12 protein-coding genes are annotated in these 12696 nt (G+C 64.8%); 10 read left to right on the forward strand and 2 right to left on the reverse strand.

The genetic code is table 11. The features are described 5' to 3' along the window. Nucleotides 1-54: 54 nt before the first annotated feature. The 3 genes from TSA1_RS35825 to TSA1_RS35835 all read left to right on the forward strand — a co-directional run bounded on the left by TSA1_RS35825 (nt 55) and on the right by TSA1_RS35835 (nt 2570). Entirely contained in the window at nt 55-759 is a 705-nt protein-coding gene (locus tag TSA1_RS35825) for a phosphatidylserine decarboxylase (RefSeq protein WP_283811659.1), read from the forward strand. An 85-nt stretch (nt 760-844) separates the two neighbouring features. Then, entirely contained in the window at nt 845-1726 is an 882-nt protein-coding gene (locus TSA1_RS35830) for a CDP-alcohol phosphatidyltransferase family protein (protein WP_100180428.1), read from the forward strand. Nucleotides 1727-1850: 124 nt separating this feature from the next. Beyond that, the gene (locus tag TSA1_RS35835; protein WP_100180429.1) at nt 1851-2570 is read left to right on the forward strand and encodes an RraA family protein; all 720 of its coding nucleotides are present in this window, start codon (nt 1851-1853) and stop codon (nt 2568-2570) included. Between the two features lie 3 nt (nt 2571-2573). On the opposite strand, the gene TSA1_RS35840 is transcribed toward TSA1_RS35835, so the two are convergent. Next, nucleotides 2574-2867, reverse strand: a complete 294-nt coding sequence (locus TSA1_RS35840; RefSeq protein ID WP_100180430.1) for a hypothetical protein — start codon at nt 2865-2867, stop codon at nt 2574-2576. A 153-nt stretch (nt 2868-3020) separates the two neighbouring features. Further along, nucleotides 3021-3701 carry a glycerol-3-phosphate 1-O-acyltransferase PlsY gene (gene plsY / locus TSA1_RS35845; protein WP_100180431.1) on the reverse strand — a complete coding sequence of 227 codons (681 nt, stop codon included), beginning with the start codon at nt 3699-3701 and terminating at the stop codon, nt 3021-3023. A 299-nt stretch (nt 3702-4000) separates the two neighbouring features. On the opposite strand from plsY, the gene TSA1_RS35850 reads away from it, so the two are divergent. From TSA1_RS35850 to TSA1_RS35880, 7 genes are all read left to right on the forward strand, one after another. Next, complete coding sequence (locus tag TSA1_RS35850) at nt 4001-4774, forward strand: motility protein A (protein WP_063195489.1); 774 nt, start codon at nt 4001-4003, stop codon at nt 4772-4774. A 22-nt stretch (nt 4775-4796) separates the two neighbouring features. Continuing rightward, nucleotides 4797-5627, forward strand: a complete 831-nt coding sequence (locus TSA1_RS35855; RefSeq protein ID WP_100180432.1) for an OmpA/MotB family protein — start codon at nt 4797-4799, stop codon at nt 5625-5627. Nucleotides 5628-5859: 232 nt separating this feature from the next. Then, nucleotides 5860-7758 carry a potassium transporter Kup gene (locus TSA1_RS35860; RefSeq protein WP_174719231.1) on the forward strand — a complete coding sequence of 633 codons (1899 nt, stop codon included), beginning with the start codon at nt 5860-5862 and terminating at the stop codon, nt 7756-7758. A 142-nt stretch (nt 7759-7900) separates the two neighbouring features. Next, nucleotides 7901-9829 carry a potassium transporter Kup gene (locus TSA1_RS35865; RefSeq protein WP_100180434.1) on the forward strand — a complete coding sequence of 643 codons (1929 nt, stop codon included), beginning with the start codon at nt 7901-7903 and terminating at the stop codon, nt 9827-9829. A gap of 158 nt (nt 9830-9987) precedes the next feature. Next, entirely contained in the window at nt 9988-10311 is a 324-nt protein-coding gene (locus tag TSA1_RS35870; RefSeq protein WP_174719232.1) for a rhodanese-like domain-containing protein, read from the forward strand. An 8-nt stretch (nt 10312-10319) separates the two neighbouring features. Then, nucleotides 10320-11498: an aminotransferase gene (locus TSA1_RS35875; protein WP_100180436.1), complete on the forward strand. Its 1179-nt coding sequence runs from the start codon at nt 10320-10322 to the stop codon at nt 11496-11498. 6 nt (nt 11499-11504) lie between these two features. Then, the gene (locus TSA1_RS35880) at nt 11505-12611 is read left to right on the forward strand and encodes a polyamine ABC transporter substrate-binding protein (RefSeq protein ID WP_100180437.1); all 1107 of its coding nucleotides are present in this window, start codon (nt 11505-11507) and stop codon (nt 12609-12611) included. Nucleotides 12612-12696: the final 85 nt, after the last annotated feature.

The following is a 12696-nucleotide window of genomic DNA, read 5'->3' on the forward strand; positions in this document are numbered from 1 at the left end:
AAACATCCCCACCGCACGGGGCGACCCGCGCGCCGTCAACCCTTTCAGCGGCAGATAGCGATGTCCATTCTCGATTCGATCCAGCGTCAGATCCCGCCGATCCACAAGGAGGGCTATCCCTTCATCGGCGGCTTTGCGCTGGCAAGCCTGATTCTGTTCTGGCTGTGGTCGCCTCTGGGCTGGATCGGCACGATCCTGACCGTGTGGTGCGCGCTGTTCTTCCGAGATCCCGTGCGCGTGACGCCGGTGCGCGAGGGGCTGGTGGTGTCGCCGGCCGATGGCCGCGTCTCGATGATCACCATGGCGCTGCCGCCGGCCGAGCTCGGGCTCGGGGACCGGCCATTGCCGCGCATCTCGGTGTTCATGAGCGTGTTCAATTGCCACGTGAACCGCGCGCCCGTAGCAGGCAGGGTGGACCGCATCGCGTACCGTCCCGGCCTCTTCATCAATGCCGAGCTCGACAAGGCCAGCGAAGACAACGAGCGCAACTCGCTGGTCATCTCGACGCCGACCGCTCGCATCGGCGTGGTTCAGATCGCAGGCCTCGTCGCCAAGCGCATCGTCTGTTTCGTCAGGGAGGGGCAGGCGATCGGCGCCGGCGAGCGTTTCGGTCTGATCCGCTTTGGCTCGCGGCTCGACGTCTATCTGCCTGTGGGTACCAAGGCGCTGGTCTCGGAAGGGCAGACCGCCATCGCCGGCGAGACGATTTTGGCCGATCTTGCCGGCGACGACCCCAGCCGCGCCTTCCGCGCCAATTAACCAATAGTCGGCCTGCGAGCGGGTTCCGCAGCAATGGCGGAGGAGGGCGCGGCTTGCTATATCTCGCCTTGAGGTGAGGACCGCCATGACGCCCTACGATTTGAGAGATCCCGACATACGCCGCCGCCGGTTCCGCCCGATCCCGGTGCGGATGCTGGTGCCCAACGTCATCACGCTGCTGGCGATCTGCGCCGGCCTGACCTCGATCCGGCTGTCGATCGAGGGGCGGATGTCGCTCGCGGTCTATGCCATCGTGTTCGCCGCCGCGCTCGACGGCATCGATGGCCGCATCGCGCGCATGATCAAGGGCCAGTCCAAGTTCGGCGCTGAGCTCGACAGTCTCGCCGATTTCGTCAATTTCGGCGTGGCGCCCGGGCTGATGTTGTATTTCTGGCAACTGCACGAACTCGGCAATGCCGGCTGGATTGCGGCGATGGTGTTCGCGATCTCGATGTGTCTGCGGCTCGCGCGCTTCAACGCCACGCTGGACGATCCGAACAAGCCGGCCTTTGCCGCCAACTTCTTCACCGGCGTGCCCGCGCCGGCCGGGGCCATCACCGTGATGTTGCCGATCTATGCGGTCTTCCTCGATGTGGGACGCTGGCCGGCGGCGCTGACGGCCGCCTACACGCTGCTGATTGCGTTTCTCATGGTATCGCGCCTGCCGGTGTTCTCCGGCAAGAGCATGCGCATGCGCGTGCCGCCGGAGCTGGTGCTTCCGGCCTTCGTTGCGGTGATCGTCTTCATCGCGCTCTTGATCGCCTATCCCTGGCACGTGCTGTCGATTGGCACGGTGCTGTATCTTCTCGCTTTGCCGCTCGGCTACAAATCCTATCGCGATCAGGCACGCGCGATGGAGGCGGCTGCGCCATCGGGAGGCGAGGTCTCGTCGCCGCCCTCGGCGCCGACGCTGGCGAACTTGTCGGAGCCGCCGCACGACGACGACCGGCCTGGACGGCTGCACTGAGCGGCGAGGCGCGGATATCTGCCATGATGGCGTGCTGAGTTGGGTCGAGACCCGATCTCGGCTATATCGCCCTGATGCGGGCGGCATCGCGCAATCAACCGCCGCCAATCTGGGAGAGAACGCCGTGACCAATTCCGCGACCGGGCCGCTGCCCGCTTCCGTCCTCGAAGCGCTGGGCCGCTATGACACGCCGACGATCTGCAACGCCATGGAGATCGTGGCGCCCGAGCGCCGGCTGATCGGCTACACCACCAAGCAGCTGGTTTGCCCGTTCCCCGATTTGCCGCCGATCGTCGGCTACGCCCGGACGGTTGCGATCCGCTCGGTGCTGAAGTCCTCGCTTGCACCCGAAGAGCAGTCGAAGCGCCGCATCGCATATTACGAATATGTCGGCACCGGCCATGGTCCGCGGATCTCGGTGATCCAGGACATCGACGGTCCCGACGTCGGATACGGCGCGTTCTGGGGCGAGGTGCAGAGCAACGTGCACAAGGCGCTCGGCTGCCTCGGCGTCATCACCGACGGCTCGATCCGCGACATCCCGCAATGGGCGCCGGGCTTCCAGGCGCTGGCCGGCTCGATCGGCCCGTCGCATGCCTGGGTGCACGCTGAGAGCTTCGGCGGCGAGGTGCGCGTCGCCGGCATGACCGTGAGGTCGGACGACCTGATCCACGCCGATCAGCACGGCGCGATCGTGATCCCGCTCGACGTCGCGGCAAAGCTGCCCGAAGCCGCCGAGCTCTGCGGCCGCCGCGAGACGCCGATCCTCGAGATCGCCCGCAGCCCCGACTTCTCGCTGGAGAAGCTGAAAGCCGCGCTGAAGCGCTCGGCCGAGATCCACTGAAGCTTAAGGCGACGACGCCGGTCTCGAGCTGCCTTGTTCGGTCAGGAACAGGGCAGCTTGATCCGGTTCTCCGAACATCGCGGCGGCGCATCCGATCAGGGTGAAGCCGCCAGCAAGATCCCACAGCGTGATGTCGTCCGTGCTGTCGGGGCTGTGAATCAACCGCGCCGCGATCACCGCGAAAGCGGCTTCGGCAAACAGCGCAAGGCTGAAGGCCGGCAGGACGAGCGCCGGCTCGAGCAGGTGGAGCGCCAGCACCGCAGGCAACGCGGTGAGAAGACTGAACAGCGTCAACATGGCAAATTGCTCCCGCGGTCGAGCCTGCCGCAGAGCCGTAGAATACCAAATCGTCCTTCATTTCGCCCGTGGCGCAGGGCCGCAGTCGCTCGCCGGCTGGCGCTCTCAATATGCGTTAGCTTGGGGGGCAGCTTCGACGATCAACGAGTGGCCCTACGCCTCCGTCCTCGGTTCTGGACTGAATTGTCCGAACCGCGGCTCCGTCCCCGCCAGCAGTCGCTGGATGTTGGCGCGATGGCGCACGATCACGTAGATGCCGCCTGCAATCACCAGCAGCCGATAGGGCAGCGGTTGCTCCAGGCCGCAGACGAGGACGATCGCCGTCAGCGCCGCCAAGATCGAGCCAAGCGACACGATGCGAGATACAGCCAGCGCAATGGCAAAAGCGATTGCAGCCCCGAGGCCGACTGGCCACGACAATGCCAGCAGGACGCCGAGCCCCGTCGCAGCGGATTTGCCGCCCGTAAAGTTCAGCCAGATCGAAAGGGCGTGCCCGAGCAGCGCGGCAAGTCCAGCAACGCACACGCCCCAGTCCATCCAGCTTCGCGGATCAAGCGCGGACGGTGGCGTGCCCGATGGCAACGTGAAGACCTGGCCAAAGAACCAGCGGGCGAAGGCGATTGCCGCGGCACCTTTGAACACATCGACCAGAAGCACGACCAGCGCAGGCCATTTTCCCAGGACGCGCAACACATTTGTCGCGCCGGTCGATCTGGAGCCGTGCTCCCGAATGTCGATCCCCCTCAGCAGTTTCCCCGCCAGATAGCCGGTGGGCACAGAGCCGAAAAGATAGGCGGAGGCCAATCCGATCGCGCTCGCTAGCCAGAAAACCATGGGAGGACACCTCGACGCTTTGTATCAGCCTATACGACCGCGCGTTGACGAGTCCGCGGTCCGTGCCGCGAGGACATCATCGTCCGCTGCCGCAATTATGGTTAGCAATGTGTTGAGATTCGTGTCGGCAAGCAGCAAAGCCGGCATCCTCCGGGCCGCGATGCGCCGGTCTGACGCGCCTGCGCAACTTAACCTTTACGCGGCTTTAAGGGCGGCGCTCTAGGGTTTCCGATGCGGTTCGGGGTTGGGCCGCGCCAGCGGCCAGGACGGCCGTTGTTGCGTACGCGTTGGAGTATCCCATGGATATCATGACGAGCGTCGGGCTCACGGCGGGCATCATCGTCATCACCGCAATGATCTTCATGGGTGGCGATCTCCACATGTTCATCTCCGAACATGCGATGATCATCATCTTCGGCGGCTCGATCTCCGCCACCATGATCCGCTTTCCGCTCTCGGCGCTGCTGCACGGCCTTCCGCTTGGCGCCAAGTTCGCCTTCACCATGAGCCGGCTGTCGGCGCACGACCTCGTCGACGAGCTCGCCCGCATCGCCGAGATCGCCCGCAAGCAGGGCCCGGTCGGCCTCGAAAAGGTCGAGACCGACGAGCCGTTCCTCGCCAAGGGCATCCGCTACGTCGCCGACGGCTACGATCTCGACTTCATCCGCGACAATCTCGAGCGCGACCGCGACAACTTCCTGATGCACCTCGACGAGGGCAGCAAGATCTACCGCGCCATCGGCGACTGCGCCCCGGCGTTCGGCATGATCGGCACCCTGATCGGCATGGTGCAGATGTTCGCCAACATGACCGACCCCTCCAAGCTCGGCCCGTTCATGGCGACCGCGCTGCTTGCCACGCTGTACGGCGCGCTGGTCGCGAACCTGTTCTGTCTGCCGATCGCCGACAAGCTGCACGGCAAGCTGCTGGACGAGGAGACCAACCGCACCCTGATCATCGACGGCATCCTGATGATCCGCGACTCCAAGAGCCCGACGCTCGTGCGCGAAATGCTGCTGGCCTACCTGCCGGAGAAGCATCGTCACGCCGAGGGCGAGCCGGTGCCGGCGTAAGCCGCCCGCCGGGATCCGAGACATGGCCAAGAAGAAACGCGGCGATGCGCATGGAGGCGGTCACGGCTGGTTCGTGACCTTCGCCGACCTCATGGGCCTGATGATGAGCTTCTTCGTGATGCTCGTGGCGTTCTCGACCCAGGACGCCAACAAGCTGAAGATCGTCGCCGGCTCGATGCGCGACGCCTTCGGCGTGCAGAGCGAAGCGCGCTATGCCGGCATCGTGGAGTCCGACGGTTTGCCGACCCGTCCGCGGCTGAAGAACGTCGACCATATCCAGCCCGAGGACGCCTCCAACACGCCGACCCCGGACCAGGAAGATCGCGACAAGACGTCGGGCGCGAAGATCAAGATCGACCGCAATTTCGCGCTCGCCGCAGCCTCGCTGCGCCAGGCGTTGCAGGACATGCCGGAACTGACCGAGATGTCCAAGCACATCATGTTCGAGGAAACCAAGCAGGGTCTCAACCTCGAAATCGTCGACCAGGACGGCCGCTCGATGTTCGCCGACGGCTCCAAGGTGCCTTATGACCGCACCCGCCGCCTGGTCGAGAAGCTCGCGATCCCGCTCAAGGCGACGCCGCTCCGCGTCTCCATCGCCGGCCATACCGCGGCCGGCTTCGTGCCGAACCGCAGCGACTACGGCGCCTTTGATCTGTCGGCCGACCGCGCCAATGCCGTGCGTCAGATCCTCGAACGCGAGGGCCTGCCGCCGTCGCACATCTTCGCCGTCTCCGGCAAGGCGGACACCCAGCCGCTGTTTCCGGACGATCCGTCGCTCGCGGCCAACCGGCGGGTGACTATCACCCTGATGCGCGAGGATCCGCCACTGCCGCCGAATCTGAAGCCGTGAGCATCACCCGGGCACGGTGAGCACCGGGTTTTCGGACGGGATCCTGCTCGGAAAATAGGTCCCCTTGCGCTACCATTCTACCTGAGGCATGTCGTCGCGCTGGCGATGAGCGTGGCTGCGGCGTCACAGCATCCGGCTCGGCGCCTGCTATGGTGGTGCGCCGATTGACAGGCGCACCGGAAGCGTCAAAAGGCGCCGGATCAATTCCAGGGAAGAAGCGTTTTCCACCTTCATGACGGCGAGCATCACACAGGCCGAGACCCAGGAAGGGCCGGTCACCTCAGGTTTTTGGGCCCTTACGCTCGGGAGCATCGGCGTCGTCTTCGGCGATATCGGCACCTCGCCGCTTTACGCATTCCACGAGGCTGTCAGGGGCGCGGCGCATGGCGAGCCGGTCTCGCGCGTCATCGTGCTCGGCGTGCTCTCGCTGATCCTGTGGGCCCTGCTCATCGTCGTCACCGCCAAATACGTCCTGCTGCTGCTGCGGGCGGACAACAACGGAGAGGGCGGCACGCTCTCCCTGATGGCGCTCGGCCAGCGTGCGCTCGGGCGGCGGAGCTGGTTCCTGCTCGCCCTCGGCGTCGTCGGCGCTTCCATGTTCATCGGCGATTCCATGATCACGCCGGCGATCTCGGTGCTATCGGCAGTGGAAGGCTTGAAGCTCGCAGCCCCCGCGCTCGAGCACTACGTCGTGCCGCTCACCGTCCTCATCCTGGTGCTGCTGTTCGCCGTGCAGAGCAAGGGGACCGCGCTGGTCGCCTCCGCCTTCGGGCCGGTGATGGTGGTCTGGTTCACCGTCATCGCGGTGATGGGCGCTGTCCACATCGTCGACGATCCTTCCGTGCTGGCGGCGATCAATCCCTATTACGCGGTGCAGTTCGTGCTGTCGCACGGCACGATCGGCCTCGTGACGCTCGGCGCGGTGTTCCTGGCGGTTACCGGCGGCGAGGCGCTCTACGCCGACCTTGGTCATTTCGGGCGCAAGCCGATCCAGTCGGCCTGGATGTTCTTCGTGCTGCCCGCGCTCCTGATCAACTATTTCGGGCAGGGTGCGCTGGTGCTGTCCGACCCGAGCGCGATCGAGCACTCTTTCTATCGCATGGTGCCCGAGGGCCTGGTGCTGCCGCTGGTCGGGCTTGCGACCGCGGCCACCGTGATCGCGAGCCAGGCGGTGATCACCGGTGCCTATTCGCTGGTCTATCAGGCGGTGCAGCTCGGCCTGCTGCCGCGCTTCGAGGTCCGTTACACGTCCGAGACCCATGCCGGCCAGATCTATCTTCCGCGGGTGAACCGGCTGCTGCTGATCGGCGTGATGCTGCTGGTGCTGCTGTTTCACACGCCCAGCAACCTGGCCTCGGCCTACGGCATCGCCGTCTCCACCACCATGGTCGCCGACGGCATCATGGGCTTCGTCGTGATCTGGAAGTTGTGGAACTGGCGCGCGGCCACCGCTGCCGCCGTGATCATGCCCTTTGTCGTCGTCGATCTGAGCTTCTTCAGCGCCAATCTCTTGAAGCTGCTCGAGGGTGCCTGGGTGCCGCTGCTGTTCGGCGCCGCCATGGCCGGAACGATCTGGACTTGGCGGAAGGGCTCCGGAATCCTGATCCAGAAGACGCGCCGGATCGAGGTGCCGCTCGATGATCTGATCCGGAGCCTCGAGAAGCGGCCCCCGCACATCGTCAAGGGCACCGCGGTGTTCCTGACCAGCGATCCCGCCTTCGTGCCAACCGCGCTGCTGCACAATCTCAAGCACAACAAGGTGCTGCACGAGCACAACGTGATCCTGACCATCGAGACCGCACACACGCCGCGGGTCGACCTGGCGGAGCGATTCCGCATGGAGAAGGTCAGCGACAAGTTCTCCAAGGTCCGGTTGCGCTTCGGCTTCATGGAGCAGCCGAACGTCCCCAAGGCGCTCGCGATCGCGCGCAAGCAGGGCTGGCAGTTCGACATCATGTCGACGTCGTTCTTCGTGTCGCGACGGTCGCTGAAGGCCTCGGCACAGTCAGGCATGCCGCTGTGGCAGGACCATTTGTTCATTGCGCTGAGCCGGTCCGCCAACGATGCCACCGACTATTTCCAGATTCCCACGGGGCGGGTGGTTGAAGTTGGAACCCAGGTCACTATTTGAAGCGCAACTGGCGAACCTATGCAAAATTTGCATGGTGAGGGCCCGGAATCGGGCTAGGCTATGCCGGCAGCGCAGGACTATAAGCCGCGCGCTCTTCCGCCGTTGTGCAGTGAAGCATTTTTAGAGGCCACTGGGCTCTCCCATGACAAGTGACGTAGCAGTTCCCGCCCCGGAAACGGCGGCGGCCAATGGGCATGGCGACGCCCACACCACCGCCGGTTTCGGTGCGCTGACGCTCGGCAGCATCGGCGTCGTCTATGGCGATATCGGCACCAGCCCGCTCTACGCGTTCCGCGAAGCGGTGATGGCCGCCTCGGGCGCCGAAGGGGTCGCCTCGCCGGCGGCCGTGCTCGGCGTGCTCTCCCTGATCCTGTGGGCGCTGATCATCGTGGTGACGCTCAAATATGTCGTGATCCTGCTCCGCGCCGACAACAACGGCGAGGGCGGCACGCTGGCGCTGATGGCGCTGGCCCAGCGCGCGGTCGGCACCGGCGGGGCGACCATCGTCCTGCTCGGCATCATCTCGGGCGCGCTGTTCTACGGCGATGCCGTGATCACCCCCGCACTTTCAGTGCTGTCGGCGATCGAAGGCATGAAAGACGTCACGCTGCGGTTCGAGCCCTACATCGTGCCGCTGACCGTGATCATCCTGGTCTGTCTGTTCGCCGTGCAGTCGCGCGGTACGGCCCGCGTCGCGGCGTTCTTCGGTCCGGTGATGTGCGTCTGGTTTGCGGTCCTTGCGGTGGCGGCGATCCATCCCATCATCCAGCAGCCGCAGGTGCTGTTCGCGCTGAACCCGTTCTACGCCGTGTCCTTCATGCTCCACCACGGCATCATCGGCTTCGTGACGCTGGGCGCGGTGTTCCTGGCGGTGACGGGCGCCGAGGCGCTCTATGCGGACCTCGGCCATTTCGGCAAGCGGCCGATCCAGACCGCCTGGCTGTTCATCGTGCTGCCGTCGCTGGCGCTGAACTATCTGGGGCAGGGGGCGCTCGTGCTCGGCGATCCCGGAGCGATCGAGAGCCCGTTCTTCCAGCTGTTCCCGCAAGGCTGGATCCGCGGCGGCATGGTCGTGCTCGCCACGGCCGCGACCGTCATCGCAAGCCAGGCCGTCATCACCGGCGCTTATTCGCTGACGCGCCAGGCGATTCAGCTGGGGCTGCTGCCGCGCTTTGAAATTCGCCATACGTCTGAAGCCCATTCCGGCCAGATCTTCATCCCGCGCATCAACCAACTGCTGCTGGTTGCGGTGGTGCTGCTGGTGCTGCTGTTCCGCTCCTCGAGCGCGCTGGCCTCGGCCTATGGCATCTCCGTCACCGGCACCATGGTTGTCACGGCGATGATGGGTTTTGTCGTGATCTGGAAGGGCTGGAAGTGGAAGCCGCTGACCGCCGCGGCGCTGATCGCCCCGTTCCTGTTCCTCGACCTGACCTTCCTGACCGCGAACCTGCTCAAGGTGTTCGATGGCGGCTGGGTGCCGCTGGCGCTCGGCGCGCTCATGATCATCCTGATGTATACGTGGCGGCGCGGCAGCCGGCTCTTGTTCGAGAAGTCGCGCAAGCTGGAGTTCCCGCTCGCCGACCTCGTGGCGATGCTGGAGAAGCGGCCGCCGCAGCGCGTGCCTGGCACCGCCGTGTTCCTGACGTCGGACCCGCTCAGCGCGCCGACCGCGTTGATGCATAGTCTGAAACACTACAAGGTGTTGCACGAGAAGAACGTCATTCTCACCATCGAGACGGCGCAGACCCCGCGGATCGATCCGTCCGAACGGGTCAAGCTGGAGCAGATCTCACCGACCTTCTCCAAGGTGACGCTGAAGTTCGGCTTCATGGAATCGCCCAACGTGCCGAAGGCGCTGGCCATCGCCCGCAAGCTCGGCTGGCAGTTCGACATCATGTCGACCTCGTTCTTCCTGTCGCGGCGGGCGCTGAAGCCGGCCGCCCATTCGGGCATGCCGCGCTGGCAGGACCGGCTGTTCATCTCGCTCAGCCGCTCCGCCAACGACGCCACGGACTATTTCCAGATCCCCTCTGGCCGCGTGGTCGAGGTCGGCACCCAGGTGGCGATCTAGGGCCGGGGATTCAAAGCGGACTTCAAGTCGCTGCGATTTAGCTTTAACTTGCGCCACGCGGCTCAAGCCTTTGTAGCGCTTGATTTTCGCCGCCTGAGAGGCGAGGTTGCCGCCGGCCGGGGCCCCCCGGCATGCGGCTCGCGACGTTGGAGGATGATGTGGCAAACCAGGTGCAGGATCTGACCCCGGACGAGGTCTCCAAGGGTGTCGCGGAAGGGCGCTATCTGCTGGTCGACGTTCGCGAGCCGAACGAGGTGCAGGCCGAAGCCTATCCTTACGGCGTCGTGGTGCCGCTCTCGACTTTCGATCCCAAGGCGATCCCCGATCCCCAGGGCAAGCAGGTGGTGTTCGCCTGCCGCTCGGGCAAACGCTCGGTGACGGCCTCGCTCGCGGCACAGGCGGTGGGCCTGCCTTACGACAAGCATCTGGCCGGCGGCATGCTCGGCTGGAAGGCGGCGGGTCTTCCCACCAAGGTTGGCTGATCCGGCCGATGTCAAAAAGCTCGTCCCTGAACAAGGTCTTCGCCGACCTTCCCGTCACCATCTTCGAGGCGATGTCGCAGGCCGCGCGCGACAACAACGCCATCAATCTCGGCCAGGGTTTTCCTGACGATCCAGGTCCGGAGGACATCCGCCGCGCCGCGGCCGAGGCCTCGCTCAACGGCTACAACCAGTACCCCTCGATGATGGGCCTGCCGGAGCTGCGCCAGGCCATCGCGACTCATTACGGCCACTGGCACGGCCTCAAGCTCGATCCGATGAGCGAGGTGATGGTCACCTCCGGCGGCACCGAGGCGCTGACCTCGGCGATCCTCGCGGTGGTCCAGCCCGGCGACGAGGTGGTCTGCTTCCAGCCGGTCTATGATTCCTACCTGCCGATCATCCGCCAGGCCGGCGGCATTCCGCGCCTGGTTCGCCTGGAGCCGCCGCACTGGCGGCTGAACGAGGACATGCTGAAAAGCGTCTTCAATTCAAAGACCAAGGCGGTGCTGTTCAACAATCCCTTGAATCCGTCGGCGGTGGTCTATCCGCGCGAGGATCTCGAACTGCTGGCGCGCTACTGCCAGGAGTTCGATGTCATCGCGATCTGCGACGAGGTCTGGGAGCACGTCACCTTCGACGAGCACAAGCACATCCCGCTGATCACCATCCCCGGCATGCGCGAGCGCACCATCAAGGTCGGCTCGGCCGGCAAGATCTTTTCGCTGACGGGCTGGAAGATCGGCTTCGTCTGCGCGGCGCCGCCGCTGCTGCGCGTCGCCGCCAAGGTGCACCAGTTCCTGACCTTCACCACCGCGCCGAACCTGCAGGCCGCCGTTGCCTACGGCCTCGGCAAGACCGACGACTACTTTCTGTCGATGCGCAAGGACCTGACACGGAGCAGGGACCGCCTGACCAAGGGGCTGGAGAGCCTCGGCTTCCCCGTGCTGAAGTCGCAAGGCACCTACTTTCTCACCGTCGACCTGTCGCCGCTCGGCCTCAACGAGAGCGATACCGAGTTCTGCTGGCGGATCGTGAAGGACTACAAGGTCGCCGCGATCCCGGTGTCGGCCTTCTACGAGCAGGACCCCGTCACCTCGGTGGTGCGCTTCTGCTTTGCCAAGAAGGACCAGACGCTGGACACCGCGCTGGAGCGGCTGTCGGACGCGGTGCGTGGACGCAAGAGGTAGACAGAGATGACGAACGTCAGCCGCTCCGGGATTGGTTTCGCGATCGCCGCCGCGCTGACGTGGCTCTCGCCTGCCGCCGGGGCCGAGGAGCGCCTCGTCAACTTCTACAACTGGTCCAACTACATGGCGCCGGATGTCCTCGAGGCCTTCACCAAGGAGACCGGCATCAAGGTCGTCTACGACACCTTCGATGCCAACGAGACGCTGGAGACGCGTCTGATGGCCGGCAAGTCCGGCTACGACGTCGTGGTGCCCACGGCCTATTTCCTGCAGCGCCAGATCAAGGCGAACATCTTCCAGAAGCTCGACAAGTCGAAGCTGCCGAACCTCGCCAATGCATGGCCTGTCGTGACGCAGCGCCTCGGCATCTACGATCCCGGCAACGTCTATGCCGCCAATTACATGTGGGGCACGACCGGCATCGGCTACAGCGTCGCCAAGGTGAAGCAGATCCTCGGGGCCGACGCCAAGATTGATAGCTGGGACATCGTCTTCAAGCCGGAGAATTTGGCAAAATTCAAAGACTGCGGCGTCCACATGCTCGACTCCGCCGACGACATCTTTCCGGCGGCGCTGAGCTGGCTCGGGCTCGATCCGAACTCGACCAAGCAGGCCGACCTCGAGAAGGCCGCCGATGCCGTCGCCAAGGTTCGCCCGTCCGTGCGCAAGTTTCACTCGTCCGAATACCTGAGCGCACTCGCGACCGGCGAGATCTGCTTCGTGGTCGGCTGGTCCGGCGACATCATGCAGGCCCGCGCCCGAGCGGCTGAGGCCAAGAGCGGTGTCGAGATCGGCTACACCATTCCGAAGGAGGGCGCGCAGATGTTCTTCGACAATCTCGCGATCCCCGCCGATGCCAAGAACGTCAAAGAAGCCTACGAGCTGATCAACTATCTCTATCGCCCCGACGTCGCCGCCAAGAACTCGGACTTCCTGTCCTACGCCAACGGCAATCTCGCCAGCCAGAAGCTGGTCGATCCAAAGATCCTCAACGACAAGAACATCTATCCGGACGAGGCGACGCTCGCAAAGCTGTTCGTCATCACAGCGCGCGAGCCGGCGACGCAGCGGATCATCAACCGGCTGTGGACCAAGGTGAAGACGGGGCGGTAGTCACTTCCGAACCTGGCCGGAACTAAAATCAGCAAAACAACCCCATGCACAGTAGAACTGTGACGCGCGCGTTGCGGGCGGCGAC

This window comes from Bradyrhizobium nitroreducens (genome assembly GCF_002776695.1).
GTDB classification, from domain to species: domain Bacteria; phylum Pseudomonadota; class Alphaproteobacteria; order Rhizobiales; family Xanthobacteraceae; genus Bradyrhizobium; species Bradyrhizobium nitroreducens.